Below are 26921 nucleotides of genomic sequence, written 5' to 3'. Positions count from 1 at the left end.
GCGTTATCCGGTGTTGTCGTTGAAGTGGTTGTTATATCACTTCAAGAGACTGTCTCGAAATAACTCGCGCATCGGGCTTGCCCGGTGAGTGGTGTTGCTTCGAAGAACAGTTGTCTTGGGGTTATATAGTCAAGCAACTAAGCGCATACGGTGGATGCCTTGGCAGTCAGAGGCGATGAAAGACGTGGAAGCCTGCGATAAGGTTCGGGGAGCTGGCAAACGAGCTGTGATCCGGACATTTCTGAATGGGGAAACCCACCTGGTTTCGGCCAGGTACCTTGCACTGAATACATAGGTGTAAGGGGCGAACCGGGGGAACTGAAACATCTAAGTACCCCGAGGAAAAGAAATCAACCGAGATTCCCTAAGTAGCGGCGAGCGAACGGGGATTAGCCCTTAAGCTAAACAACTGGTAGGAGAAGGCTCTGGAAAGTGCCGTCATAGTGGGTGATAGCCCCGTATCCGAAACCTGAGTTTAGTGAAATCGAGTAGAACGGGACACGTGATATCCTGTTTGAATATGGGGGGACCATCCTCCAAGGCTAAATACTCCTGACTGACCGATAGTGAACCAGTACCGTGAGGGAAAGGCGAAAAGAACCCCTGTGAGGGGAGTGAAATAGATCCTGAAACCGTATGCGTACAAGCAGTCGGAGCAGACTTGTTCTGTGACGGCGTACCTTTTGTATAATGGGTCAGCGACTTATGTTCAGTGGCGAGGTTAACCGTTTAGGGGAGCCGTAGGGAAACCGAGTCTGAATAGGGCGATTTAGTCGCTGGGCATAGACCCGAAACCGGGCGATCTATCCATGAGCAGGTTGAAGGTTGAGTAACATCAACTGGAGGACCGAACCCACTGTCGTTGAAAAGCCAGGGGATGACTTGTGGATCGGAGTGAAAGGCTAATCAAGCCCGGAGATAGCTGGTTCTCCCCGAAAGCTATTTAGGTAGCGCCTCGGACGAATACCACAGGGGGTAGAGCACTGTCTCGGCTAGGGGGTCATCCCGACTTACCAACCCGATGCAAACTCCGAATACCTGTGAGTACTATCCGGGAGACACACGGTGGGTGCTAACGTCCATCGTGAAGAGGGAAACAACCCAGACCGCCAGCTAAGGTCCCCAAGTACCAGTTAAGTGGGAAACGATGTGGGAAGGCTCAGACAGCTAGGAGGTTGGCTTAGAAGCAGCCATCCTTTAAAGAAAGCGTAATAGCTCACTAGTCGAGTCGGCCTGCGCGGAAGATGTAACGGGGCTCAAACTGGTCACCGAAGCTGCGGCTGCATACTTTGTATGCGGGGTAGGGGAGCGTTCTGTAAGCCTGCGAAGGTGTGTTGAGAAGCATGCTGGAGGTATCAGAAGTGCGAATGCTGACATGAGTAACGACAATGCGGGTGAAAAACCCGCACGCCGGAAGACCAAGGGTTCCTGCGCAACGCTAATCGGCGCAGGGTGAGTCGGCCCCTAAGGCGAGACCGAAAGGTGTAGTCGATGGGAAACGGGTTAATATTCCCGTACCTTGGATAGCTGCGATGGAGAGACGGAGAAGGCTAGGTAAGCCGGGCGACGGTTGTCCCGGTTTAAGCGTGTAGGGAGTGGGATTAGGTAAATCCGGTTCCACAATTCTGAGACGCGACGACGACTGCCCTTTTAGGGCGGGAAGTTATTGATGCCCTGCTTCCAGGAAAATCTTCTAAGCTTCAGGCTATTCGAGACCGTACCCCAAACCGACACAGGTGGTCAGGTAGAGAATACCAAGGCGCTTGAGAGAACTCGGGTAAAGGAACTAGGCAAAATGGTGCCGTAACTTCGGGAGAAGGCACGCCGGTGGTATGTGACGCCCCTCGCGGGTTGAGCAGAAGCCGGTCGAAGATACCAGGCCCCTGCGACTGTTTATTAAAAACACAGCACTGTGCAAACACGAAAGTGGACGTATACGGTGTGACGCCTGCCCGGTGCCGGAAGGTTAATTGATGGGGTTAGCATTCGTGCGAAGCTCTTGATCGAAGCCCCGGTAAACGGCGGCCGTAACTATAACGGTCCTAAGGTAGCGAAATTCCTTGTCGGGTAAGTTCCGACCTGCACGAATGGCGTAACGATGGGGGCGCTGTCTCTACCCGAGACTCAGTGAAATTGAAATCGCCGTGAAGATGCGGTGTATCCGCGGCTAGACGGAAAGACCCCGTGAACCTTTACTATAGCTTCACAGTGAACTTTGAGCATGTTTGTGTAGGATAGCTGGGAGGCTTTGAAGCGATGACGCCAGTCATCGTGGAGCCAACCTTGAAATACCAGCCTGACATGTTTGAGGTTCTAACTTGGACCCCTTATCGGGGTTGAGGACACTGTGTGGTGGGTAGTTTGACTGGGGCGGTCTCCTCCCAAAGCGTAACGGAGGAGCACAAAGGTGGGCTAAGCATGGTCGGACATCATGCGGTTAGTGTAATGGCACAAGCCCGCTTAACTGCGAGACAGACACGTCGAGCAGGTACGAAAGTAGGTCATAGTGATCCGGTGGTTCTGTATGGAAGGGCCATCGCTCAACGGATAAAAGGTACTCCGGGGATAACAGGCTGATACCGCCCAAGAGTTCACATCGACGGCGGTGTTTGGCACCTCGATGTCGGCTCATCACATCCTGGGGCTGAAGCCGGTCCCAAGGGTATGGCTGTTCGCCATTTAAAGTGGTACGCGAGCTGGGTTTAGAACGTCGTGAGACAGTTCGGTCCCTATCTGCCGTGGACGTTGGAGATTTGAGGAAAGCTGCTCCTAGTACGAGAGGACCGGAGTGGACGAACCGCTGGTGTTCGGGTTGTGTCGCCAGACGCATTGCCCGGTAGCTATGTTCGGATAGGATAACCGCTGAAAGCATCTAAGCGGGAAGCCCCTTCCAAGATGAGATCTCCCTGGACCTTCGAGGTCCCTGAAGAGCCGTTCAAGACCAGGACGTTGATAGGTCGGGTGTGTAAGCGCTGCGAGGCGTTGAGCTAACCGATACTAATTGCTCGTGCGGCTTGACTATATAACACCCAAGACAATTGCGGATAACGCAAAGCACCAACGAAATCAGCATCACTCAGTTCCATCTCGTCCCCCAGTGATCAACCGTTTTGTCTGACGACTATAGCGGCTTGGAACCACCTGATCCCATCCCGAACTCAGAAGTGAAACAGGCCTGCGCCGATGGTAGTGTGGCATTGCCCATGTGAGAGTAGGTCATCGTCAGACTCCTAATACCTGAAAACCCCAGCTTCTTCGAAGCTGGGGTTTTTTATTGCCTGAATATTTTGTATTCAGCTTCCCAGTCGTCAAGGCAGCCAGATCTCAAAAACGCCTCCATCGAAGCTTCCGCCATTATGAAGTTTGATAAAGCCGGCTCTGTCGCCTTCCTTATGAAGCATCGCTACTGAAGAGGCAAAGAACAGTCCGAGACTGGTGCTGCCACTATTAAAGTCGAGTGATTTGAAACTCAATGTGCCGGTATGTTGCATGTTTTCCGGGTACCCTTCACCGTCGTCCTCGACACCCAGTACCAGATAGCCATCCCGCTCTTCGGCGGTCAGGCATATTTTGCGCCGAGTGTAACGAATGGCGTTGTTGATGGTGTTGTTGAGAACTCCGGTCAACAGGTCTTCATCGAAAAAACCGTTAATCTCATCGGCCTCTATGGAGTATTCAATTCCGAGCCCTTCAAGGAGCGGGGTATGACGAGCCAGATGCTGCGCCAGAAAGTCCGGCACGAAGTGCTCTTCTATGTGAGCTGACAGATTATTCTCACCGAGTCGGTATATGCCCAGTAGTTGAACGAGATCGTTATGCATCCGTTCGGCTTCATACTGGAGGGTATTGAATCTCGACGATTCGCTGAGGGTTTTCTCCTGTTCTGTCCTGAGTTCATCCAGTGAGTTCAACAGCATGCCCAATGAATTTTTCATGTCGTGGACCGCAGAAGCCAGGACCATTGAAAAATCAATATTCTGATCGGATAGACGATCCTGGGTACCGGGTTCCTGTTTGTCTGTCATGCTGTCAGTCCTTTCAGTTTACGTTGCAACGCCAGGTAGCGCCGATGTTGCCGGTGTTGCTCAGGGAGTCCGGACAGGTGATCAAGACAGGTTTGGCATTGTCTCAGTAGCTGTTGATTGGTGGGGGCCGCCTCAAACTCTTTCATCAGAACCTGAACAAGGTTGAGGTTCAAAGAGGCATGGTCCGGAACAATTTTCAGTGCGCGGCTGAAGGCATCAGCCGCCGCCGCCAGATTGCCCGATTCAAAAGCCTTGATTCCATCTTTGTTGAGTGTTCGTGCCTGAATTTTCTGGCGGTAACCGACTGGCTCATCGAGCAAACTCTCAATCTTCTGCAATGTGGCAGGGTCAGTACCAAACCGCTCGGCGAGCCTTGCCAGCAGTGTTCTGGCTTCGTCGTCATGACCGAGTCTGAACAGTGTTTTGGCGTAATCAATACCGATGGTGGCGTCGATGGATTCGTCGTCTTCCAGTTCGTTCCTGATTGAGTCCAGAATAGTCTGAGCATCTGATTGCCTGCCTTGGCCGGCATGAACACGGCATTGAACTATGCGGCTGCGCAGACCAGTGCCAGGGGATTCCCTGAAGCGCTTTTCCATCTCGGTCAGTACACTGATTGCCTCATTTGCACGTTCAGCCCCTTGTGGCTCGAGGTCACCTTCACTGAGGTCGGACAAGGCTTGTCCAAGGGCAAGGTGGTGCTCGGCACTGTCATGTATGGAGTGTTGGCCCAGGTCGACGGTACGGCGCCACGCTTTCGACGCTATGTCCAAATCCTGATTCGCCCCGGCCAGTTCGGCCAGATGTTTTTGGCGCAACAGGGCATTGGGGGAGTGCTCGATTGCCTGCTCAAGGATACGCTGCGCTTGAGTATGCTTGCCCTGGCGCTCCAGCCCCTCAGCCAATAGGTCATACGCTTCCATGTAGTCCGGGTGTTTGGCGATCAGTTGCTTGAGACTATCTACAGCGTCATCATAACTTCGGTTGGCCAAAAGAACCTTGCTGCGCCCCAACAACGCCCATGAGAGCTCTCTCTGCGCCAGAACCTCATCATAGATCTTAATCGCGTGTGCCAGATCACCGAGACGAAAGTAGAGGTCCCCCAGTGTTTTCATCAGCCAGGTTTTGTATCGCGGCTGTTTGGGCAGGGCCTGCAGGCAGAGGGAGATTGCTTCGGGATAGTTCTCCCGGTCTATCTCACGGTTTATCGGTAATAAGGCACTGCGTTGGTCGATCAGGCTACTCAGGCGTTTTTCCAGCATTGCACGGTTGATGGGCTTGGTCAGGTAGCCATCCGGCTGATATTCCCGAGCCCCCATGACCATTTCCTTTGATGTTTCTGCTGTCACCATCAGAAACAGGGATGAGCGCTGGAGCAGCTTTTTGTGTCGCAGCTCTTCGAGGATATGCTGACCGTTTTTACCTTCGCCCAGATTGAAATCGCACAGTACGACATCGACATGATTGTAGGTGCAGTGCTGGATAGCCGCGCCAGCATGGCCGACCAGCTCGATTTTGTCCGCCCCACAACTCCTGAGTATTTGCCGCATTGAGAGTCGGAAGTTTTCGAAGTCATCAATGATCAGGTAGCTCAGTTTTCCAAACGGATTGATGGTGGGTCTGTTGCTGGACTCTGTCATGAGCGCTTCTGCTTCAGTAGCTTGTTGACCAGTGCCCGCAGAGCGGCAGGCTTCACTGGCTTGTAAAGAATGTGGTAGGCCCTGGCAACCGCATCTTCGCGAACCTCGGGAGCCATGTACCCGGTAATAAGAATGCCTGGAATATCATTGCTGATGTTAGCGCGAATATTGTCCATGGCGTCCAGACCGTTCTTGTTATCATCCAGCTGGTAATCAGCCAGCATAATATCGGGCTTGCGGCCTTCCAGTTTCTGCATTGCATCGTCCAGACTTTCTGCGGCAGTCACATCACATTGCCAGTTGCCCAGTAAGGCGACCATGCCATGCAGGATGGCCGGGTCGTTATCAATGCACAGCACGTGTAATCCCCCGAGGCTGGATACCCGGCGTGAACCGGTAGAGGGTTTGTTAGCGGCGATCTGGTTCTGCTCGGGCGCAGCCACAGGTACGGTAATACCGAAAACGCTGCCACGATCCTGGATGGAGTGCACCGTGACGGGATGGTTCAGCATGCCACTGATCCGGTCGACAATGGCCAGGCCCAGTCCGAGCCCCTTTTTGTCCCTGCCGTGCTGGAAGCGTCGAAACTCCTCAAAGATATGGGCGAGCTGATCCTCCGGGATACCGGGGCCAGTATCCCAGACTTCAATACGGATATAGCCCTTGAGACGCCGGCAGCCGAGGAGGATCTTGCCCTTTGGCGTATAGCGAATGGCATTGGAGAGGAAATTCTGTACCACTCGGCGTAACAGTTTGGAGTCAGAGCGTACCCACGAGGTGCTTGGCACTACGTGTAAATCGAGCCCCTGATCCTTGGCTATAGCGGAGAAATCCGTGGCGAGGTGGCGAAGGATATCGTTAATCGGGAAAACGCCGATGTCCGGCTCCAGAGCGCCGGCATCCAGTTTGGATATATCCAGCAAGGTACTGATGATTTCTTCCGCGGCTCCGAGGGAGCTGTCGATATGGTCTACCAGGTCCTTCATTTCGCCGTCTGAGGCTTTGCCGGCCAGTGCTGACGTAAACAGGCGAGCGGCATTTAACGGCTGCAGCAGATCGTGGCTGGCAGAGGCCAGAAAGCGGGTTTTGCTCTGGTTTGCCTGTTCTGCCACGGATTTGGCCTTGAGCATCTGCTCGTTGATGACCTGCAGCTCCTGGGTCCGCTCTTTCACCCGTTGTTCCAGGTAGATATTGGTTTCCTTGAGCGCCTGCTCGGTACGGCGCATGGCCGTGATGTCCTGGAACGTGGTGACATAGCCTCCGCCAGGGATGGGGCTGCCATCGATCCTGAGAACCGTGCCGTCGGGCCTCTGGCGTTCATAGGACATGGGCTTGCCCTCGCGCATGCTGGTACAGCGGTCAACAATGATATCGTCGATGCGGCGGGCTGAGAGATTTGCATTGGTCAGGTTGTATCGCATCAGATCCTCTACCGGACGGCCGACACGTACAAAGCCCTTGGGATAGGTGAACTGCTCAAGATAGCGATGGTTCCAGACCACCAGTTGCTGTTGGTGGTTAACGACCGAAACGCCGAGACTGATGTTCTCGATCGCCGATTGCAGTAGCTCCCGGCTGAAGGTCATGGCCTGGGAGGCTTCGTCGACAATACTGACGACGTCCTCAATCTGCATATCGCGACCGGTCAGCGTGGACTCCAGGACCACCCGCGCGGTTGACGCACCAATCACGGACGCGAGCTGGCGTTCGATGTACTTCATCAGGTGTGCTGACGCAGGCCGATGCGGATGCAGGCGAATAGCGTTACGCCGCTCGTAGTTACGGAAAATGGTTTCTGAGCGTTCCTCGCCCATGAAGCGATCAGCCAGTGCCTGCAGGTCGGATGTCAGAATCTCGCCCTGCCAGCTTTGATGCTGTGTCGTTTCGGCTCGGGGCTGTGGGTCGTGGAAGAAGGACGCAATCTGGATTTTCTCCCGCACCCGCTGGCGTGTCAGCATCGACAAGACGATGTAGGTCAGGGTGTTGATGCCAAGGCTCCAGATAATGCCATGACTGATCTGGTCCAGATCGGAACCGAAGAGGGCGGTCGGGCGAGTCCAGCCCAATCCCCAGAGCCCCTGATTGATAAGGGTGTCCGTGACCCAGCCGGTGCTTGCCAGCGCTGGTAGCAGCAGCGTGTAGCACCACATCAGGAAGCCGAGGCCCAGACCCCAGACTGCGCCCATATAGTTGCCTCTGCGCCAGATAATGCCGCCGACCAGGGCTGGGCCAAACTGGGCGGCAGCGGCAAAGGAGAGTAGACCAAAGGCCGTCAGGCTGTAATCCTCACCGGCCATCCGGTAAAAGCCGTAGGCAGTGAGAAGCACCACGAAGATGGCGACTCGACGGATACTTAACAACAGATAGCTGAGATCGGTGCGACGGTTCATTCGCGGGCGGAAGAACTTCAGCAGCGCCGGCATGATGATTTCGTTGCTGACCATGGTTGCGATAGCGACCGAGCAGACAATAACCATTGCCGCAGCGGCTGAGCCGCCACCAAGGAACGCCAGGATAGCAAGCCATTTCTCACCGGCCATGATCGGCAGCTGCAGGATGAGGATATCCGGATTACCGTCTACTCCCTGGGGGGCCAGAAGGCCGGCCGCTGCAATCGGAAGCACAAAAGCGCTGGCAACGATCAGGTAGATGGGCATTGCCCACCGGGCAACCTCGAAGTCCCGGTGGTCGGTATTCTCGACGACCATGACATGGAATTGTCGCGGCAGGCAGATGATTGCCAGCATGGCCACAAGAGTCTGTGTAATGAATGCCGGTGCTTGCAGGCCGTCGGTGGTGAGGGTGCCAATAAGATCGGCATCCCGTGCCCGGTTTAACAGGTCACCAAAACCGCTATAGAGCCCGTAACCCACAAACAGCCCGACCGCTATAAAGGCAACCAGCTTGATCAGAGATTCAAAGGCAACAGCCTGAATCATGCCCCGGTGGTGTTCGGTGGACTCCAGGTGGCGAGTACCAAACAGAACGGTGAACACTGCGAGTGCAAGGGTTATGTACCATGCAGAGTCCTTCCATGCGGCGGAGCTGAGCTCCTGATAGCCGGTGCCGGATTCGGAGAGCACGTTAAACCCCATGGAGATCGCCTTCAGTTGAAGGGCAATGTAGGGAACGCTGCCGATCAGGGCGAACGTCGAAACCATGGCTGCCAGCAGCTGGGATTTGCCGTAACGGGAGGCAATAAAGTCCGCTATGGAGGTACTGTTGTTTCGTTTACTGATGTAAATGATGCGGCGGAGCAGGGGGGCGCCGAAGAGGAAGACCAGTAGCGGCCCCAGATAAATCGGTAAAAAGCCCAGCCCTTCCTGGGTTGCCCGCCCAACGGCTCCATAAAAGGTCCAGGAGGTGAAGTAGACCGCCAGAGAGAGCGCGTAAATATGAGTGCGCGCCAATCGGCGCTTGTAGAGTCCGGGATGTTTGTCACCGGCCCAGGCGATGACAAACAGGACCGAAATATAGGTGATGGATATTAAAACCAGCAGCCAGGCACTAATCATATAAGAGCACTTCCGTTTGGTCCGGGCGGTCTGCTACCTGTTTATTACCCAGTGCAGACTGTATTCAGCAGCGCGTCACCGTTGTTAAGCGTTTTCATATTGTCGACTCGGGGCGTACCGTCCGAACCCAGAGGTACCAGTTCCCGGGTTTGGCAATTCAGGATATGGATCCGGTGGGATACTGCATCCGCCACCTTCTGTTCAAACCGATAAAGCGTAAACCGTACCACGTCCGGATTCCCGGTATCGTAACTTATGCTTTTTGTATCGACAGTGGAGAACGCGGTTACATAGGGGAAGGCAAAGGTCCAGGGGCGCCATAGGATGCCATCCCTCTCGGTATCAACAACGATTGCCTCCTCGGGCAGTTGGGCTTGCTTGTGATCGTACCAGGTGTACTCACCGTGAATCAGGTAACCGAGCATACCGGCACCGGCGAATACCGGGATTATCCACTTTGGGGCTTTATTGCGGGTGGCAGTGCGGATGCCCAGAGCAATACCGGCAGCTCCAAGTCCGCAGAATACGGTGGCGACAAACGTCCAGAACATAAATCTCTTTCCTCAAAAAAGAACGGGCTCCCTCATTGAGGAAGCCCGTTCAGTACAACCTGTCAATTCAATGAATCAGGTCGGTTTTTTGCTTAGTGGTCTTGAGCCGTACCGGAACCGCGTGGGTAACGGACGCTTTCAACCAGCTCCTGAATCTCAACGGGCGGTTCTTCAGTTGCGTTGGATACAGCGAAGGCTACCGCAAAGTTGACGATTGCACCAACCGCACCGATGGACAGCGGGGAGATACCCAGTACCCAGTTTGCCGGGATGTCTGCCAGGTTGTTGGTGCCAGGGATGAACAGCCAGCCCTTGTACACGAAAATGTACGCCAGGGTGAAGGCCAGACCGGTCAGCATGCCGGCAATCGCACCGACGTTGTTAACCCGTTTGGAGAAGATGCCCATCATCAGCGCCGGGAACAGGGAGGCCGCGGCAATACCAAATGCCAGTGCAACGACCTGTGCCGCAAAGCCTGGAGGGTTAGCCCCGAGCCAAGTGGCAACGACGATGGCTACCGACATTGAAATACGGGCTGCCAGCAACTCGCCTTTCTCCGAAATGTTCGGGTTGATCGACCCCTTGATCAAGTCATGGCTCACCGCAGAGGATATCGCCAGCAACAGACCAGCCGCTGTGGACAGTGCTGCGGCGAGGCCGCCTGCCGCGATCAGACCGATGACCCAGCCGGGTAGGTTGGCGATTTCCGGGTTAGCCAGTACCAGGATGTCCCGGTTAACGACCAGCTCGTTGCCTTTCCAGCCCCGTGCCTCAGCCTGTGGTGCGAAGGCCTCGCTGTCGTTGTACAGCTGGATGCGACCGTCTTCGTTCTTGTCGGTGAACTGAATCAGACCAGTCACTTCCCACTCTTTCACCCAGGTTGGACGCTCATCGTACTGGATCGGCGCAGAAGCAGTGCCGTCCGGGTAGATGGTTGTCATCAGGTTCAGTCGAGCCATGGACGCAACAGCAGGCGCAGTCAGGTACAGCAGGGCGATGAAAACCAGGGCCCAGCCAGCTGACCAGCGAGCGTCGGCAACCTTCGGCACGGTGAAGAAGCGAATGATGACGTGCGGCAGACCCGCGGTACCGATCATCAGGGACAGGGTAAACAGAACCATGTTCAGTTTATTGTCCACATCGGCAGTGTACTCGTTGAAGCCGAGATCAGTGATGACCTGGTTCAGCTTGGTGAGCAGTGGTAGGCCAGAATCCACGTGGGTGGAGAACAGGCCGAGGCCAGGAACAGGATTGCCTGTCAGTTGGAAGGAAATGAATACCGCCGGAATGGTGTAGGCGACGATCAGGACGCAATACTGGGCTACCTGGGTGTAGGTGATGCCTTTCATGCCGCCAAGTACGGAGTAGATGAAGACCACAACCGCAGCAATGATCAGACCCATGGTGGAGTCAACTTCGAGGAAGCGTGAGAAGGCCACACCGGCGCCTGCCATCTGGCCGATTACGTAGGTTATAGACGCTACGATCAGGCAGACAACGGCCACCAGACGGGCGTTCCTGCTGTAGAAACGGTCGCCGATGAACTCCGGGACGGTGAACTTGCCGAACTTCCGCAGGTACGGAGCCAGCAGCATCGCCAGAAGCACGTAGCCACCGGTCCAACCCATCAGGAAGGTGGAGTTGGCATAACCACCAGCGGCAATCAGGCCCGCCATGGAGATGAAAGATGCCGCTGACATCCAGTCTGCACCGATCGCCATACCGTTGGTGATCGGGTGAACGCCGCCGCCGGCAACGTAGAAGTCCTTGGTACTGCCGGCTTTCGCCCAGACAGCAATACCGATGTAGAGGAGGAAAGAGGCCCCTACGAAGATGAGGTTAATTGCAAATTGGCTCATTCGTTCTTACTCCTCGTGCACGCCGAATTTTTCGTCGATCTTATTCATGCGCCATGCATAGTGAAAAATCAGGGCGATGAACGTAAGGATGGAGCCCTGCTGGGCGAACCAGAAGCCCAGATCAGTACCCCCGACCGGAATGCCGGCAAGCATCGGGCGAAGCAGAATGGCAAAACCATAGGAAACGAGGGCCCAGATGACCAGGCTCCCGACTATCAGGCGCAGATTCGCCTTCCAGTAGTTTTCAGCGTCGTAGCTATGACCTGACATAGGTTCACTCCTGTTTTGTTGTTGTGGAGGTTGGGTGGGTTTTATATGTGTTTTTTCGGATAGAAAAATTATTATTCATATAGTTATTCCGACGTGTTGTCCTGTCCGACTTTACCTGTCAAGCGATTTATGGATATTGGCAAAAGGTCTAATTCTCAGTAATTTGCCGCTGTTTCCGGTCATCCCGGGTCTCCATTTGTGATTTCCGTCAAAATCGATGCATGTTTTGCAGGCGCCGGTGATAACGAAGCTTGTCGCTGAGTTCCCGAAGTGTTTTTACCCTTTCCTTTCGAGCCCTGTTCAGAGCTACCAGGGTAAGCTCAGCGGTCGCCATTGCATCCGCCGCCGCGTGATGGCGCGCACTGACCTCCAGACCAAAGAAGTCAGCCCAGTTGTCCAGTCCTTTTCCGCCGGTTTTCGCGTCGGGGAAAAAGGCAGGCAGCAGGTCGGCAACATCCATCCAGATATGCTGTTGTGAGTAGCCCAACTGGCTTCGGAGCGTCTTTTCCAAAAACTTCTGGTCAAAGTCGGAGTGGTAGGCCAGTACGGGATCTCCGTTCATCCATTCCAGCAGATAAAGCAGGGCATCTTCTGTTTCGTGCCCCTGGGTCAGTGCCTCGGGGCCGATTCCATGAATCAGTACAGTCTGGCTGATGTCGAGGTCTGGACGCCTGAGGACGAGATCAAACTGGTCGTCAAGGTGAATAACGCCTCCGGAGATTGCAACTGCACCAATGGCGATGACCTCGTCTTTGGAAGGGTTGAGCCCGGTGGTTTCAAGATCCAGCACGATCAGTCGACACTCCGTCAGCAGCTGATCCCCCGGGGTTTTGGGGTGTGGAAGATTGTCGGGATCGTGGCTGCCAACTTTTCCGCCCCGTCGCTGTTCTATCCATTGTTTGATTTGCTCCAGCATGGTTCAGGTCCGGTCTTCAGAGTTGGTAGGTGACTTCCAGTTTTTGTTGCAGCCGTTGTGCCTGACGGAAGGATTCCCGCAGGATCCGCCTGTCGAGCGGGTTCAGGTCGTCCGGATCTATGTAGTTGGTCAACTCCTCCCCGCGGTTCAGCATTTCCTGATGGGAACGCATCCGGATTGCCTGGATCAGGCTGTAAGCCTCCTTCCATGCATTTGCATCCTTTGAATCAAAGACGCCTTTGCGGGCCAGCTCGTCCATGCGCTCAAGGGTGTTTGCCGCTCCTACGCCGTTAGCAAGGGCAAAAACACGGACCGACTCAACAAATGGCGCCAGGCCCTGGCGCTTCAGGTCCAGTGCGTTTTTCTTGCCATCGCTGACATAGCGAAAGTTACGGAACATCGTAAGTGGCGGTTTCCGCTGGAAAGCATTACCGGCGAGCATTTTCTGGAACAGGGCATTCTTGCGAATTCGGGTGAGAACCTTGTCGAGCAGCTCCTTGAGGGACTCCGTAGGTCCGAAAATAGACCTCATATCCAGGAAAATGGAGGAATAAACGAGATTTTGGGGGGTGGATGCGTCAATGAATCGTATAAACCAGTCGTCCCACTCGCGGTCGCTGAGGCAGAGTTTGGGGTTGCTCGCCATGATGTTGCCCTTGCACAGAGTAAAACCGCACTCGGCAAGTTCCTTGTTGACCGTCTGGGCGAAAGGCAGCAGCTTTTCACGAACCTGATCGGCCGTCATTCCTTCCGGCGTCTGGAACAGAATCCCGTTGTCCTGATCGGTCAACAGGGTTTGTTCCTGCCGGCCTTCGCTGCCGAATGTCAGCCAGGTAAAGGGGATGCCCGGATCGTTTTTCTTGATGTTAAGTTCCAATACCCGCCGAACAGTCACGTCATTCAGTGTTGTTATGATTTTTACCACCTGACCGGAGTCCGCACCGTGTGCAAGCATCGCGTCGACCAGTCGTGATACATCTGAACGAAGGCTGACCAGGGTGCGCAGGTGAGTTGCCGTTCCAATGGTGCGGGCAAGGTTGACCAGATCTACCCGCTGCAGAGCGAACAGATCGCGTTCGGACACCACGCCGATCAATCGGTCGTCATCGTCGACAACACACAGGTGCGCAAAGTGATGCTCCGCCATCAACATGGCCGCCTCGAACGCGTCAGCGTGAGAGGGGAGGCGGCATGGGTCCCTGGTCATCACCTGCTGGATGGGTGTGTCCAGTGGCCCCTTTTCCTCGGCAATCATAGTGCGCAGGTCACGCAGGGTAAATATCCCGGTGGGGTGCCGGTTGTCATCGGTAATTATGATGCTGCCGCAGTTGTTATCGTGCATTCGCGCCACCGCCTTTCGTACTGGCAGGTCAGGAGAGCACACAATCGGGTTGCGAAGCGCGTAACGCTCCAGCGGTGTATCGAGCGTATTGCTGGAGCCGATGGATGCCATGGCGTTGGACTGAATTCGCTGGTTTACCTGGTCCAGCAAACTGCTCACGCCACGCAGGCAGAAATCCCGGAATGGCTCGCTCTCGGAAAACAGGGTGATAAAGGCGTCCTGCTCGATACTCAGACAGAAGGTATCGCCTGCTGCTCTGTGTAGCGTTCGGGTTGGACGTTCACCGATGAGAGCGGCGAGGGGGAAACATTCACCGAGGCTGATTTCAAACGTGGTTTCCGGTTTGTCTTCCTTTTCATTGTGACGTTCACCACGAATCCGTCCCTGCTTTACAACGTAGAATCTTTTGACCACGCCTTCATCAGGGGACAGAACCTCGTCACCGTCGGCAAAGAATCGCAGCGTCGCGTGCTCGGCAAAATGGGCGAGATGGGCGTCGTCCATGTTGGAAAACGGCGCGTGCTCCCGTAGAAATGTCATAATTGCGCGGGTGTTTTGCGGGCGGGTGCTGTCCTGATTCGCTGCTGCCATGGTCCAGATCCATTCCTTTGTTATTGTTGTCCGACTGCAGTGTAGTTCAGAGCGTGGCTATCGGGCCCTACGATTTTGGTCGCAAAGCGAGCTTCCACATCACTTCTTTATGGCAAACGGAGCGGGTGGTAGAGTTTATCAATCAATCTTCACAGTAATAGCACTGCCATGACCACCAAAGAAGACCGCCTGAGCTTTCTCGAAGAAATGAAGGATGTCCGGCGTATCAGGAGACCCAATCGCGCTGAGGTCCAGACCCCCAGGGAGCTTACCCCGGGCCATCTGGAGCGGCAGCGTGCGGCGGTTGAGAAGCCCGTCAGGGACAAAAACCCCCTGACGTCGGATATTGTAGAGCCGCTGACAGCTCATGACGTTCTGGGCTGGCAAAGGCCCGGAATCCAGCACGGAGTATTCCGCAAGCTCCGGCTCGGCCAGTATCCCATTGAGGCAAGGCTCGACTTGCACCGGATGACAGTGGAACAGGCTCGTCGCGAAGTCTTTGCGTTTATTGGAGACTGCGTTCGTTACGGGTTGCGCTCTGTCATTATTCTGCACGGTAAAGGGGAACGTAATCCCGATGGCATAGCCCAGTTAAAGAGTTATCTGGCGAAGTGGTTGCCAGAACTCGACGATGTTCTGGCCTTCCATTCGGCCCAGAAACACCATGGCGGGACCGGTGCCGTCTATGTCATGGTTCGAAAAAGCGATCGTGACAAGCAGCATAATCGTGAGATTCATGGGAGCCGGTAGCGGCTCTTTAACACTCGATGTTCATAATCAAGCCGCGCAGGCGGTGTTCAGGGAGTATTTAGCGTGAAGAAAGTGATGTTGGTTCTGTTCGCTGTTGTGGCCCTTGCCGGCTGTAAGGATCGTGTTATCTGGAATGATAACGGCAAGATCGAGAATGCCACCGAGAACCGTGAAGTCTGGGATTCAGAAGGTCAGATGGAGTCTGGTGAGCGAAAGATCTGGGTTAACAAGGACGGTGAGGACGTCGTCAAGTAAATGTTCATTCCGGGGCACATGAAAGGCGAGCAGCGCTCGTTGGATGTATAGGAAGCACGGCGCGCACGGCATCATTTGCGGGCCGCTTCACCATCCCTATAATGTCGGCAAATGAGCGATTCAAAGGCGTCTGAAACCCCTGGGGGAAAGCTGTGTTTGATGTGACCCGATACGCCGTCGCGGCAGACTCAATCGTGGAAGCCGGTCGTTTTTTATACGAACGAGGCTGGTCGCCTGCTACCAGCAGTAACTACTCCGCCCGAATCGATGATCAGAACATCGCCATTACGGTGTCTGGTCGCCATAAGGGAAAACTGGGTGCAGGTGACGTGATGGTCGTGGACCTGGACGGTAAACCGGTACAGAGCAACTGCCGCTCTTCTGCTGAAACGTTGTTGCACACGGTGTTGTATGACGTTTTTCCTGAGGTAGGCGCGGTACTCCACACACACTCCGTCAAGGCGACCGTACTGAGCAGATTGCTGCCTGACGGCCAGCCACTCAATCTGGAAGGCTATGAGCTTCAAAAGGCCTTTAACGGAGTGCAGACCCATGATTCCGTGCTGTCCGTCCCGATCTTTGAAAACACCCAGGACATTGAGGCCCTTGCCCGGGAAACCAGGGCCTGGTTTACAGAGCATCGAAACCAGCCGGGATACCTGATCCGTGGGCACGGCCTGTATACCTGGGGAGAAACCATGTCGGATTGTCTGCGCCATGTGGAAGCCTTTGAATTTTTATTTGAATGTGAACTTGAAACCATGAGGGTTCGCCCATGACTACCTTGAGCATTTTTGATCAGAACCAGCCAGAGACGGCCCGCACGGTGATGGAAAACCCTTCGGAAATACGCGAACTGCTCGCAAAACATGGTGTTCGCTTTGAGCAGTGGCCGACCCGGGACTTGCCTGCAGACGCTTCCCAGGACGACATTCTGGACGCCTATGGTGATGAAGTGGCAAAACTGAAAGCCGAATGCGGCTTCCAGACAGCCGATGTGGTGAGCCTGAACCCGGATAACCCACAGAAAGAGGCATTCCGCCAGAAATTCCTGGACGAGCACATTCACCGTGAAGATGAAGTCCGGTTTTTCGTTCGTGGACAAGGGCTGTTCTACCTGCATTTCGACGACCAGGTTTTTGCCGTCATGTGTCAGAAGAACGACCTGATCAGCGTTCCGGACGGAACCCGCCACTGGTTCGATATGGGGCCAGAGCCTGAGTTTACCTGTATCCGGCTGTTTACCAATCCCGACGGCTGGGTAGCCGATTTTACCGGTGAAGATATTGCCGGGCGTCTGCCCCGCTATGAGGCGCTGGCTGGAGTGGCTGAATGATCCGGGTCGTGTTGACGGACATTGAGGGCACCACGAGCTCAATCTCGTTCGTCCATGATGTTCTGTTCCCCTATGCGGCTGAGCACCTCCCTGACTTTGTGCGGGCGCATTATCAGGACAGCCCGGCAGTGAGCGAGCAGCTTGATTCGGTGGCGGCTATTGCCGGCGTGGAGCGTCAGGACATTGATACCCTTATCGAAACCCTGCAGACATGGATTCGTGAAGACCGGAAGGAAACGCCGCTCAAGGCGCTCCAGGGTATGGTCTGGGAGCAGGGCTACCATCAGGGCGAGCTCAAGGGGCATATCTATCCGGATGCGGCGGACTATCTGCAACGCTGGCATGATCGGGGCTTGCGATTGTTCGTATATTCATCCGGGTCGGTCAAGGCGCAACAACTTATTTTTGGCTTTACCACCGCCGGTGATTTTACTCCCTATTTTTCCGGCTATTTCGATACCCGGATCGGTGGCAAGAAGGAACCGGATTCTTACCGCAATATTCTGAATGAATTGGGTGTGGAGGCGTCAACGGTTCTTTTCCTCTCCGATGTGGGTGCTGAGCTGGAGGCGGCGGAAGCAGCTGGCATGAAAACGGCCTGGCTGGTTCGGGATGGCGAGTTGCCGGAGACCAGTCGTTTTGTGGCCCGTGATTTCGGGGAGGTGGATACCCTGCTAAGGAAGCGGTAACGCCTCCCTCCTCATGCAACCATCAGGAGAGACCTATGCCCGGAATCAGATGGATCAGGTTGCTGGTGCCGGGCGTTGCCTTGGTGATTCTGACCGGTTGCAATCCTTTCTCTGAAGCCCGCCCCATGATGGATGAGTACGTGGAGCGGCTAGCCCGGGTGCTTGAAACCGAACCCCGGTTCTCCGATCTTCAACCCGTATCACAGATTCCCCGTCGGCGTGAGCGTGTTCTGTCCATGCCTGAACTGGACATCGGGATGCTGGATTTTCTGTCCCTCTATGGCTGTAAATTGCAGCGCGTCGTCGGCGAGAAAAATTCTGTGATGGGCAGGGTCATGCAGCCGCTCAACCGCTTGCGTTACGAGCTGAACTTTATCAGGGAGGCGAGGGAATGCCTGCCGGAGGTTGAGGATGAGGAACTGATCGAGGCTCTTGAAAGCGCCATTGAGGGTAAGCGGGATTCGCTTCCCATTGCTATCTGGAACGCAACCTGGGGGGTTGAGGAAGTTGAGAGCCTGTTTACGCTCGCCAAGGGCGAATACCCCGTGGCGCCGGAGGGTAACCCGGTCTCGGATCTGGTCATCGAATTGAAGCAGTTGAATGAAGCTGTATCTGCTTTGCTCGGGGGAGATCTTGACACCCCACTGGTGTTTGCGGGTGCCGTACACCAGCGCTGGCAGGCGGAATACCGGGCCGGGCAACTGATTAACAGCGCGAGCCTGCTCATCACCCGCCTGAACGATGCGACGGCCCTGATTCGCCAGAAGCTTGAGGGTCCGCCGCTCTGCCTCAATGGGAAACCCAACGATCAGTCGGACATTGTTCAGGGCATGTTTTTCAGCGTTTATATTGAAAAAATCCAGCCATACATGGGCGCTGTGCAACAGGCGCGAGCAACTCTGATCGAGCCATTGGCGGCGTTGGCGGAAAAACAGAGTAGCGTTATGCCGCCAGGTTTCGATTCATGGTTCCTGCGTCACCTGTCCCGGACTGGGGAGAAAAGCCTCTGGCGGCAGCTGGATGAGGCCATGATGCGTCATACCAGAAGCTGGCAAGAGCTGCTGGAGCAATGTGGGTTGAGGCCAGGCGCCTGAGAGGCCGTGACCCTTCAGCGCTGGCTTTCCGGCGTGACTCTGAGAATCTCCTCCACCGTGGTCTGTCCCGCGGCCTCGATATCAGCCATGGAGTCTCGCTTATTCCGGTATCGGCCGGTTCACCTTAAGATGAACCATAGCCATCACGAACAGCAACAGGGTTAACACAGTCAGAATGACCGGCCCGGCGGCCCCTTCACTCAGCCAGGCGGAAACGACAGCCTGGGTAAAATAGAAAATAACCACGAAGGCCAGCCAGATATACCCTCGGTTGTTGCCCCGGAATACCGGGACTGCTAAGGCCAGTAGCGGTGCCAGCTTAACGATCAGTATCAGCGCAATGGACACCCCTTCCACCGGTGCCGGGTAGAAAGTCGTTACGACCAGTGTGGCAAGCACCGCAAGGTAGAGCAGCAGGGTTATCAGCGCCGTATTCCTGGCTTTCGGGTTTTTGAGCATAATCTGTGTCCAAAGAGAAGTTTGAATGGCCTCATCATCAGAGGCTGAAAACGTATCAGGCCGCTAGCTTGAGCGCGATCCGGGCCAGACGTTCACCGAGTGCCTGGCACAGTGTTTTTTCATGATCGCTCAGGGGAAGCTGGTCTCCGGTGCCGGCCCAGTGGCTAGGTCCATACGGCGTGCCGCCGGTTTCGGTTTCCCCGAGAGCTGTCTCAGAATAGGGCAGGCCGCAAAGCACCATGCCATGGTGAAGCAGGGGCACCATCATCGTCAGCAGCGTGGTTTCCTGGCCGCCGTGAAGGCTGCCGGTAGACGTAAAGGCGCCGGCAGGCTTTCCTGATAGCGCACCGCTGAGCCAGAGGTCGCCGGTGGTGTCGAGAAAATGCTTCAAAGGCGCGGCCATATTACCGAATCGGGTCGGGCTGCCGAGCGCGAGCCCGGTACAATCTGCCAGGTCTGATTTGGTGGCATAGGGTGCGCCGGAGTCCGGTACCGGGGGTAGTGACGAATCGGTATCCGGTGAAACCGGCGGCACAGTGCGTAATCTCGCGTCAATGCCGCTGACCCGGGACACGCCCCGTCCAATCTGGGTTGCGAGCTCCGCTGTCTGGCCATTGCGGCTGTAATACAGGATCAGAATATACGGTGACTGATCAGACATTCGCGGGGTTCCTTGGTGTCAGGTAATGGCCGGTGGCCGAAGTTACAGAATGGACAGCACGTTTTCCGGCGGCCGGCCTACCGCCACCTTGCCATTCGCGAGTACAATAGGCCGCTCGATCAGTTTCGGATTGGCCGTCATGGCTGCAATCAACTGGTCACGGTTCAGATCAGGGTTGTCGAGCCCGAGGTCCTTGTATTCCTTTTCCTTGGTGCGCATCAGCTCTCTTGGCTCGTATCCAAGCGCGTCGAGGATGTGGGCCAGTTCCTGCTCTGTCGGTGGTGTTTCCAGGTAGCGTATAATCTCCGGCTCAATGCCCCGAGCGGTAAGCAGTTCAAGGGTTTGCCGCGATTTCGAACAGCGTGGGTTGTGGAAAAGCCGGGTCGGTTCTGTCATCTTCGGGCCTGGTTGTCTTAGTGGAAATGGCGGTTTTAAGTGGCCCGTAGTCTAACAGGAGGTTTTCTTGTGCAGTACCCTGCAAGCCGATGGTTTCGTGATTGGATTTTACGCCCCGGGCTTTTAGTGCTGATTCTCGTATCCGCCGGTTGTGAGAAAATAGAACTTGAGCGTGCTGGCGGGCCGAAGATGAACTGGGACCAGCTCCGTGGCCAGTGGGTACTGGTGAATTACTGGGCCGAATGGTGCAAACCCTGTCTTGAAGAAATTCCGGAGCTGAACGAAATTGATAAGGCGCCTGATATTGCCGTGCTTGGTGTCAACTTCGACGATATCAAGGGCAAACAGCTGGAAGCGCTGGGTGAGCGCATGGGAATAGAATACACGATGCTGGCGGAAGACCCCGGCCCAAGGTTTGGCTGGAAAACTCCGGTAGCGCTGCCAGCCACATTTGTTGTCAATCCTGACGGGGATTTGCTGGAAGCCCGTTTTGGCCCCCAGACAGAAGACGAAATCCGGGCCCTGATCGGCGGCTGAATGCCGTGGCCCTAACCGAATTTACTAGCAGGAAACGCCTGACGTTATGCCGCAGACTTTTGTACATCTCCGCGTGCACTCCGAATATTCCATGGTCGATGGACTGGTACGGGTAAAGCCTCTGATCAGCCGTGTCGCCGAGCTGGGCATGCCCGCTGTGGGGCTTACCGAGCAGTCCAACATGTGTTCGCTGGTTCGCTTTTATAAGGCTGCGACCGGCGCCGGGGTCAAGCCGATCATCGGTGGAGATCTGTGGCTGGAAAATCCGGACGAGCCTGATAATCCGTTCAGGCTGACGTTACTGGCCAGGAACAACGATGGCTACCTGAACCTGACGGAAATCATCTCCCTCGGTTACACCGAAGGTCAGCGGTTTGGTAAGCCGATTATCCAGCGCAAGTGGCTCGAAGATCGGGCTGGTGGCCTGATCATGCTGTCCGGTGGAAAGCTCGGGGACGTTGGCAGGGCTTTGATGGCAGAAAAACCTGAGCTTGCACGTGAGCGGGCAGCTTACTGGATGAATCTGTATCCGGGCGCCTGTTACCTGGAATTGCAGCGTACGGGGCGTGCGGGTGACGAAGACTGCCTTCATCTGAGCGTTGGCCTGGCGCAGGAGTTGAGTCTGCCGGTTGTCGCTACCAACGACGTACACTTTCTGGATGCGGATGACTTTGAGGCCCATGAGGCCCGGGTCTGCATTGGCGAGAGCCGGACCCTGGACGATCCGCGCCGGGATCGACGGTTCAGTGACCAGCAATACCTGCGCAGTGCCGAGGAAATGATTGAGCTTTTTGCCGACATCCCGGAGGCCGTTGAGAACACCGTGGAAATTGCCCGGCGCTGTTCGGTGAAAGTGCGAATGGGCGAGTACTTCCTGCCGAATTACCCCATCCCGGACGGGATGACGATGGACGACTATTTCCGCAAGGTGTCAGAGGAGGGCCTGGAAGAGCGGCTCGCCAAGACGCTGAGCAAGGATGATCCGGAATACGATGAGAAACGGGCGGCTTACTACAAGCGCCTGAACTTCGAGCTGGATATCATTATCCAGATGGGGTTCCCGGGATACTTCCTCATCGTTATGGACTTCATCAAGTGGGCCAAGAACAACGGTGTGCCGGTGGGGCCAGGGCGAGGTTCCGGTGCCGGTTCACTGGTTGCCTACGCCCAGTTGATTACCGACCTCGATCCACTGGCATACGATCTGCTGTTCGAGCGGTTTCTGAATCCGGAACGGGTGTCGATGCCTGACTTTGACGTCGATTTCTGCATGGAAGGCCGTGACCGGGTCATTGAGTACACTGCACAGAAATACGGCCGGGAGGCGGTATCCCAGATCATCACCTTCGGTACCATGGCGGCCAAGGCGGTGGTGCGTGACGTTGCACGGGTTCAGGGTAAATCCTATGGTCTCGCGGACAAGCTGTCGAAACTGATCCCGTTCGAAGTGGGCATGACCCTGGAAAAGGCGGTTGAGCAGGAACCCCAGCTGAAGGAATTCCTTGAGCAGGACGAAGAGGCTCAGGAAATCTGGGAGATGGCCCTCAAGCTGGAAGGTGTCTGTCGTAACGCCGGTAAACACGCCGGTGGTGTGGTGATCGCGCCCACCAAGATTACCGATTTCTCACCGCTTTATTGTGATGACGAGGGCGGTAGTCTGGTCACCCAGTTCGACAAAGGCGATGTGGAAGACGCCGGTCTGGTCAAGTTCGATTTCCTGGGTCTGCGTACGCTCACCATCATCAAGTGGGCCCTGAACATGATCAATCCGCGCCGGGAACAGCGCGGCCAGACGGAACTGGATATTAACGAGATTCCGCTCGACGATGTCCCGTCGTTCGATATGCTCAAGAAGGCCGAGACCACGGCGGTGTTCCAGCTTGAATCCCGTGGCATGAAAGACCTGATCCGGCGGCTCCAGCCGGATTCACTGGAAGACATGATCGCCCTGGTAGCACTGTTCCGGCCCGGCCCGCTGCAATCAGGCATGGTTGATGACTTTATCGACCGTAAGCATGGCCGGCAGCCCATGTCCTTCCCGCACCCGGACTATCAGTATGAAGGCCTGAGGCCGGTATTGGAGCCCACCTACGGGGTTATCCTGTATCAGGAGCAGGTCATGCAGATTGCCCAGGTCATGGCCGGGTACAGTCTCGGTAACGCCGACATGCTGCGCCGGGCAATGGGTAAGAAAAAACCCGAGGAGATGGCCAAGCAGAAGCAGTTCTTCCTGGATGGCTGTGAGCAGAATGGCATCAACAAGACGCTGGCGGAGAACATCTTCGACCTGGTGGAGAAGTTCGCCGGTTACGGCTTCAACAAATCGCATTCTGCCGCCTATGCGCTGGTGTCGTACCAGACCCTGTGGCTGAAGGCTCATTATCCGGCCGAGTTCATGGCTGCGGTGCTGACCGCCGATATGCAGAACACCGACAAGGTGGTCACGCTGGTGGAAGAGTGTCGGAGCATGAAACTGGACCTGCTGGTGCCGGATGTCAGCCGTTCTGAATTCACCTTCACGGTCAATGATGAGGGCCAGATCGTGTATGGCCTCGGTGCGATCAAGGGGTTAGGTGAGGGCCCGATTCAGAGCATCGTCGAAGCGCGCGGTGATGGCGAGCCCTACCAGGATATTTTCGATTTTTGCCGCCGTGTCGACCTGAAAAAAGTGAACAAGCGCGCCATGGAAGCGCTGATCCGCTGCGGCGCGATGGATAAGCTTGGTGCCGGCCGGGCCCAGTTGATGGCCAGTATCGACAAGGCGGTCCAGCAGGCCGGCCAGCAATCCCGAAACGAATCCGTGGGCATGACGGATATGTTTGGGGAGATGCTTGAAGGTGGCGAAGGCGGCGATCCCTACGCCGATGTGGCCGGCGTTCGGGAGTGGCCGGAGAAACAGCGCCTGAAGGGCGAAAAAGATACGCTGGGTCTTTACCTGACCGGCCACCCGTTTGATGAGTACGAAAAAGAAGTTCGCCGTTTTGTGCGTTCCTCTATTGCCGACCTGAAACCGAACAAGTCACCGCAACGCGTGGCGGGTCTTGTCGTGGCCCAGCGCACTATGAAAACCCGCACCGGTTCCACCATGTGTTTTATCACTCTTGATGACCGCAGTGCCCGGATGGAGGCGACGCTGTTTTCTGAAGCCTTTTTCGAAAACCGGGAATTGCTGCAGTCTGATCAGGTGATCGTCGTGGAAGGGCAGGTTAGTCATGACGACTACTCAGGCCAGATGAAGATGCGGGTGAGTTCGGTGATGGACGTTGGCACCGCGCGACAGCAGTTCAGCCGTGGGCTGAAGCTGTCGCTGCGGGAGGATCAGCTTCAGAACGGACTTCTGGAAAAACTGGACACTACCCTGCGGCCGTTCCGGTGCGAGGGCAGTCCCGTCTGGATTGAGTACAGCAGCCCGGAGGCTCAGACCCGGATAGAGCTGGGAGAGTCCTGGCGTGTTCAGCCTGACGACAATCTTCTAATGGAACTAAGGTATCTCGTAGGAGACCAGTCTGTGGAACTGGTCTATGATTAAGTGAGTCCGGCAAGGTTCTGGGCGCAGGTATGTCTGACATCTTGAAAAATTACAGTTTTGTCAGAAAGCGGACTCATACCAATGTCCGCTTTAGCCATTTTACCGGCGCTGCTATCTTTGTCCCAAATTCTGGTTTGGCGGAGCGTTTCCCCGCCTGGCAATCAAATGATGGAACATCATGAACCCTAATTATCTGGATTTTGAACAGCCCATTGCCGACCTCGAAGCCAAGATCGAAGAGCTTCGCATGGTGGGTAACGACACCGACATCAACATCACCGATGAAATCACACGCCTGAAAAAAAAGAGCGTTAGCCTGACCGAGAGCATTTTCTCGGATCTCAAGCCGTGGGATGTTGCCCGTTTGGCAAGGCATCCGCGCAGACCCTATACCCTCGATTATATTGAAACGATCTTCGAGGACTTTGATGAGCTGCACGGCGATCGTCGTTACGCTGATGATCAGGCAATCGTGGGTGGCACTGCGCGCCTGGACGACAAACCGGTGATGGTGATTGGCCACCAAAAGGGCCGGGAAGTGCGCGACAAGGTCAAGCGCAATTTCGGTATGCCCCGCCCTGAAGGTTATCGCAAGGCGCTGCGCCTGATGGAAATGGCGGAGCGTTTCCGAATGCCCATTCTTACCTTTATCGATACGCCGGGCGCCTACCCCGGGATCGGAGCCGAGGAGCGTGGACAGAGTGAGGCCATTGCGTTCAACCTCGCCGTGATGTCCAGGTTAAAAACCCCGATTATCTCCACAGTGATTGGTGAAGGCGGGTCTGGTGGCGCGCTGGCGATCGGTGTCTGCGATCAGCTGAATATGCTTCAGTATTCCACCTATGCGGTTATTTCGCCCGAGGGCTGTGCTTCAATCCTCTGGAAAAGCGCGGAATTCGCGGCCCAGGCCGCCGAGGCCATGGGTGTTACCGCAGACCGACTGAAAGATCTCGGGCTGGCGGACAATGTGATCAATGAGCCTCTTGGCGGTGCCCATCGCAACCCGGAGGAAATGTCCGTTTCCCTGAAGGAAATCCTGGCCAAGGGTGTGGCTGAACTGAGCCGCCTGCCGGAAGATGAGCTGGTATCCCGCCGCTATGAGCGGCTGACCCGCTATGACACCGGGCGCTAAGCCCGATTCCGGATTTGCCTGGCCGGACACACTCTGTGAGCCGGTCAGGTCGCTTCCCGATCATTCCCGCCTCTGGGTTGCCCTCAGTGGCGGTCTTGATTCCGTACTCCTCCTCCATCTTGCTGCTTACTGTCATCGCTCCCGCGTGCCGTTAGGCGCTATCCACGTGAATCATCAGCTCCAGCCTAATGCCGGTGAAGCCGAGGCCTTCTGTCGGGAGCAATGCGATGCGCTGGACATTCCCCTTGTCACTCGCAGGGTAACTGTCACTGCCGGACCAAAGGTTTCAGGCCCCGGCGGCATTGAGGAAGCTGCCCGTGAGGCCCGTTACACCGTCTTTGAGCAGATACTGGAGCCTGGCGACCTGCTGCTCATGGCCCATCATGCCGACGATCAGACAGAAACCGTCCTGTTTCGGTTGCTCCGGGGTAGCGGGGTAGCTGGTTTGGCCGGCATGCCGCGCTACCGTCAGCTGGGTGCCGGTCACTTGTCCCGCCCATTGCTCGACCTTGGGCGTGATGACCTTGTCTGGTGGGCAAGACAGGCTGGTCTGTCGTGGGTAGAGGACCCCAGTAATGCCGATCAGGGTTATGATCGCAACTATCTGCGTCACGCTATTCTGCCGAGGCTAAGGGCACGCTGGCCGGGCCTTGCCCGAAGAGTGCGGCACAGCGCCAGGGCCTGTGCTGACAGTGAGTTTCTGAGTGCGCGCCTGGCTGAAATCCAGTGGAAAGAGTGTTCAGATCACGCGGGCCGCCTGTCGGTTAATGGCCTGCAGCAACTGGCGCTGGCGGAACAGAAGAATTTGCTGCGCTGGTGGATCAGGGAGCGCGGTTTCCACCCTCCCGGGATTTCTGACTGGCGTCAGGTTGTGCATGACCTGCTCAAGGCGGGTGAAGATCGTGAGCCAGAGTTACTGGGCGAGGGGTACAGTCTGCGCCGCTTTCAAGGTTGGCTTTACCTGGTGCCGGATCCGGATGACATGCCTGGAGGCTCAGTTACCCTCGTGCCCGGAGAAAGATGCCAGTGGGGGTGTTGGTTGCTATGCCTGGAGCAGGGGGGTAACCCGGAACAGACACTTCCGCCAATAAGGGTATCTACGAGGCAGGGCGGAGAGCGCCTGCGTTTTTTACCCCAGGGGCCCTCGAAATCCCTGAAAAAATGGCTCCAGGAAAAGTCGGTTCCACCATGGGAAAGAGCCCGTCTCCCTTTGGTTTTTGCGGGTTCCGGCGATGCTGAAGAGTTGATTGCAATTGGCGATTTGTGGTGTTCTGAACAATACTCGGGACGCGCTCCCGCCGCCGGCTGGCGGCTGATTGTGGAGAGGGATTGTGATTGAGTAGGTAGGGGCTTTCTGGTAGTCTGGCGTCCCAT

General features: G+C 55.7%; 21 protein-coding genes and 2 rRNA genes. 12 read left to right on the top strand and 11 right to left on the bottom strand.

Features of this window, described 5'->3' with window-relative positions:
• Positions 1-127 precede the first annotated feature (127 nt).
• Both KFJ24_RS08595 and rrf read left to right on the top strand, forming a co-directional pair.
• Positions 128-3022: ribosomal RNA gene (locus KFJ24_RS08595) — 23S ribosomal RNA — on the top strand.
• Positions 3023-3113: 91 nt separating this feature from the next.
• Positions 3114-3228 (top strand): 5S ribosomal RNA (gene rrf / locus KFJ24_RS08590).
• Between the two features lie 80 nt (positions 3229-3308).
• On the opposite strand, the gene KFJ24_RS08585 is transcribed toward rrf, so the two are convergent.
• The 8 genes from KFJ24_RS08585 to KFJ24_RS08550 form a co-directional block, all read right to left on the bottom strand.
• On the bottom strand, positions 3309-4025 hold the full coding sequence (locus tag KFJ24_RS08585) for a sensor histidine kinase (protein WP_250830653.1): 717 nt from the start codon (positions 4023-4025) through the stop codon (positions 3309-3311).
• Positions 4022-5665 carry a tetratricopeptide repeat-containing response regulator gene (locus KFJ24_RS08580; protein ID WP_250830652.1) on the bottom strand — a complete coding sequence of 548 codons (1644 nt, stop codon included), beginning with the start codon at positions 5663-5665 and terminating at the stop codon, positions 4022-4024. The genes KFJ24_RS08585 and KFJ24_RS08580 overlap by 4 nt, the downstream gene beginning before the upstream one ends.
• Positions 5662-9180, bottom strand: coding sequence for a hybrid sensor histidine kinase/response regulator (locus KFJ24_RS08575; protein ID WP_250830651.1), 3519 nt, complete (start codon positions 9178-9180; stop codon positions 5662-5664). The genes KFJ24_RS08580 and KFJ24_RS08575 overlap by 4 nt, the downstream gene beginning before the upstream one ends.
• Before the next feature lie 44 nt (positions 9181-9224).
• Positions 9225-9731: a hypothetical protein gene (locus tag KFJ24_RS08570; protein ID WP_250830650.1), complete on the bottom strand. Its 507-nt coding sequence runs from the start codon at positions 9729-9731 to the stop codon at positions 9225-9227.
• A gap of 92 nt (positions 9732-9823) precedes the next feature.
• Complete coding sequence (locus KFJ24_RS08565; protein WP_250830649.1) at positions 9824-11590, bottom strand: sodium:solute symporter family protein; 1767 nt, start codon at positions 11588-11590, stop codon at positions 9824-9826.
• A gap of 6 nt (positions 11591-11596) precedes the next feature.
• The gene (locus KFJ24_RS08560) at positions 11597-11860 is read right to left on the bottom strand and encodes a DUF4212 domain-containing protein (RefSeq protein ID WP_250830648.1); all 264 of its coding nucleotides are present in this window, start codon (positions 11858-11860) and stop codon (positions 11597-11599) included.
• 208 nt (positions 11861-12068) lie between these two features.
• Positions 12069-12776 (bottom strand): 3'-5' exonuclease, encoded by a 708-nt coding sequence (locus KFJ24_RS08555; protein ID WP_250830647.1) that lies wholly within the window; start codon positions 12774-12776, stop codon positions 12069-12071.
• Between the two features lie 16 nt (positions 12777-12792).
• Positions 12793-14709: a putative nucleotidyltransferase substrate binding domain-containing protein gene (locus KFJ24_RS08550; RefSeq protein WP_250830646.1), complete on the bottom strand. Its 1917-nt coding sequence runs from the start codon at positions 14707-14709 to the stop codon at positions 12793-12795.
• 168 nt (positions 14710-14877) lie between these two features.
• On the opposite strand from KFJ24_RS08550, the gene smrA reads away from it, so the two are divergent.
• The 6 genes from smrA (at position 14878) to KFJ24_RS08520 (ending at position 18833) form a co-directional block, all read left to right on the top strand.
• Positions 14878-15459: a DNA endonuclease SmrA gene (gene smrA / locus KFJ24_RS08545; RefSeq protein ID WP_250830645.1), complete on the top strand. Its 582-nt coding sequence runs from the start codon at positions 14878-14880 to the stop codon at positions 15457-15459.
• Between the two features lie 63 nt (positions 15460-15522).
• Positions 15523-15714, top strand: a complete 192-nt coding sequence (locus KFJ24_RS08540) for a membrane lipoprotein lipid attachment site-containing protein (protein ID WP_250830644.1) — start codon at positions 15523-15525, stop codon at positions 15712-15714.
• 152 nt (positions 15715-15866) lie between these two features.
• Positions 15867-16493, top strand: a complete 627-nt coding sequence (locus tag KFJ24_RS08535) for a methylthioribulose 1-phosphate dehydratase (RefSeq protein WP_250830643.1) — start codon at positions 15867-15869, stop codon at positions 16491-16493.
• Entirely contained in the window at positions 16490-17050 is a 561-nt protein-coding gene (locus KFJ24_RS08530) for a 1,2-dihydroxy-3-keto-5-methylthiopentene dioxygenase (protein WP_250830642.1), read from the top strand. The genes KFJ24_RS08535 and KFJ24_RS08530 overlap by 4 nt, the downstream gene beginning before the upstream one ends.
• Complete coding sequence (gene mtnC, locus KFJ24_RS08525; protein WP_250830641.1) at positions 17047-17739, top strand: acireductone synthase; 693 nt, start codon at positions 17047-17049, stop codon at positions 17737-17739. The genes KFJ24_RS08530 and mtnC overlap by 4 nt, the downstream gene beginning before the upstream one ends.
• A gap of 35 nt (positions 17740-17774) precedes the next feature.
• The gene (locus KFJ24_RS08520) at positions 17775-18833 is read left to right on the top strand and encodes a DUF3080 domain-containing protein (protein WP_250830640.1); all 1059 of its coding nucleotides are present in this window, start codon (positions 17775-17777) and stop codon (positions 18831-18833) included.
• Between the two features lie 99 nt (positions 18834-18932).
• Here KFJ24_RS08520 and KFJ24_RS08515 read toward each other — a convergent pair whose 3' ends face one another.
• From KFJ24_RS08515 to arsC, 3 genes are read right to left on the bottom strand one after another with little or no spacing between them, the layout of a single operon-like run.
• Positions 18933-19292, bottom strand: a complete 360-nt coding sequence (locus KFJ24_RS08515; RefSeq protein WP_250830639.1) for a DUF2069 domain-containing protein — start codon at positions 19290-19292, stop codon at positions 18933-18935.
• Positions 19293-19347: 55 nt separating this feature from the next.
• A complete protein-coding gene (gene wrbA / locus KFJ24_RS08510; protein WP_250830638.1) occupies positions 19348-19953 on the bottom strand; it encodes an NAD(P)H:quinone oxidoreductase in 606 nt (201 codons plus the stop codon).
• 42 nt (positions 19954-19995) lie between these two features.
• Complete coding sequence (arsC, locus tag KFJ24_RS08505; RefSeq protein ID WP_250830637.1) at positions 19996-20349, bottom strand: arsenate reductase (glutaredoxin); 354 nt, start codon at positions 20347-20349, stop codon at positions 19996-19998.
• Between the two features lie 69 nt (positions 20350-20418).
• Between arsC and KFJ24_RS08500 the strand changes: the two genes are divergently transcribed.
• The 4 genes from KFJ24_RS08500 (at position 20419) to tilS (ending at position 26886) form a co-directional block, all read left to right on the top strand.
• On the top strand, positions 20419-20886 hold the full coding sequence (locus tag KFJ24_RS08500; RefSeq protein ID WP_250830636.1) for a TlpA family protein disulfide reductase: 468 nt from the start codon (positions 20419-20421) through the stop codon (positions 20884-20886).
• Positions 20887-20932: 46 nt separating this feature from the next.
• Positions 20933-24415 carry a DNA polymerase III subunit alpha gene (dnaE, locus tag KFJ24_RS08495; RefSeq protein ID WP_250830635.1) on the top strand — a complete coding sequence of 1161 codons (3483 nt, stop codon included), beginning with the start codon at positions 20933-20935 and terminating at the stop codon, positions 24413-24415.
• Positions 24416-24593: 178 nt separating this feature from the next.
• Entirely contained in the window at positions 24594-25547 is a 954-nt protein-coding gene (accA, locus tag KFJ24_RS08490; protein WP_250830634.1) for an acetyl-CoA carboxylase carboxyl transferase subunit alpha, read from the top strand.
• Complete coding sequence (gene tilS / locus KFJ24_RS08485; protein WP_250830633.1) at positions 25531-26886, top strand: tRNA lysidine(34) synthetase TilS; 1356 nt, start codon at positions 25531-25533, stop codon at positions 26884-26886. The genes accA and tilS overlap by 17 nt, the downstream gene beginning before the upstream one ends.
• Positions 26887-26921 lie beyond the last annotated feature (35 nt).

The organism is Marinobacter sediminum, assembly GCF_023657445.1.
GTDB lineage: Bacteria > Pseudomonadota > Gammaproteobacteria > Pseudomonadales > Oleiphilaceae > Marinobacter > Marinobacter sediminum_A.
This window is presented reverse-complemented; position numbering and strand designations above follow the sequence as displayed.

Coding starts and splice junctions, on each gene's coding strand:
- KFJ24_RS08520 (WP_250830640.1), top strand. CDS start 17,775: ATGCCCGGAATCAGATGGATCAGGTTGCTGGTGCCGGGCGTTGCCTTG.
- KFJ24_RS08580 (WP_250830652.1), bottom strand. CDS start 5,665: ATGACAGAGTCCAGCAACAGACCCACCATCAATCCGTTTGGAAAACTG.
- accA (WP_250830634.1), top strand. CDS start 24,594: ATGAACCCTAATTATCTGGATTTTGAACAGCCCATTGCCGACCTCGAA.
- KFJ24_RS08555 (WP_250830647.1), bottom strand. CDS start 12,776: ATGCTGGAGCAAATCAAACAATGGATAGAACAGCGACGGGGCGGAAAA.
- KFJ24_RS08565 (WP_250830649.1), bottom strand. CDS start 11,590: ATGAGCCAATTTGCAATTAACCTCATCTTCGTAGGGGCCTCTTTCCTC.
- KFJ24_RS08570 (WP_250830650.1), bottom strand. CDS start 9,731: ATGTTCTGGACGTTTGTCGCCACCGTATTCTGCGGACTTGGAGCTGCC.
- KFJ24_RS08560 (WP_250830648.1), bottom strand. CDS start 11,860: ATGTCAGGTCATAGCTACGACGCTGAAAACTACTGGAAGGCGAATCTG.
- KFJ24_RS08550 (WP_250830646.1), bottom strand. CDS start 14,709: ATGGCAGCAGCGAATCAGGACAGCACCCGCCCGCAAAACACCCGCGCA.
- tilS (WP_250830633.1), top strand. CDS start 25,531: ATGACACCGGGCGCTAAGCCCGATTCCGGATTTGCCTGGCCGGACACA.
- KFJ24_RS08585 (WP_250830653.1), bottom strand. CDS start 4,025: ATGACAGACAAACAGGAACCCGGTACCCAGGATCGTCTATCCGATCAG.
- KFJ24_RS08530 (WP_250830642.1), top strand. CDS start 16,490: ATGACTACCTTGAGCATTTTTGATCAGAACCAGCCAGAGACGGCCCGC.
- wrbA (WP_250830638.1), bottom strand. CDS start 19,953: ATGTCTGATCAGTCACCGTATATTCTGATCCTGTATTACAGCCGCAAT.
- KFJ24_RS08575 (WP_250830651.1), bottom strand. CDS start 9,180: ATGATTAGTGCCTGGCTGCTGGTTTTAATATCCATCACCTATATTTCG.
- smrA (WP_250830645.1), top strand. CDS start 14,878: ATGACCACCAAAGAAGACCGCCTGAGCTTTCTCGAAGAAATGAAGGAT.
- KFJ24_RS08515 (WP_250830639.1), bottom strand. CDS start 19,292: ATGCTCAAAAACCCGAAAGCCAGGAATACGGCGCTGATAACCCTGCTG.
- mtnC (WP_250830641.1), top strand. CDS start 17,047: ATGATCCGGGTCGTGTTGACGGACATTGAGGGCACCACGAGCTCAATC.
- arsC (WP_250830637.1), bottom strand. CDS start 20,349: ATGACAGAACCGACCCGGCTTTTCCACAACCCACGCTGTTCGAAATCG.
- dnaE (WP_250830635.1), top strand. CDS start 20,933: ATGCCGCAGACTTTTGTACATCTCCGCGTGCACTCCGAATATTCCATG.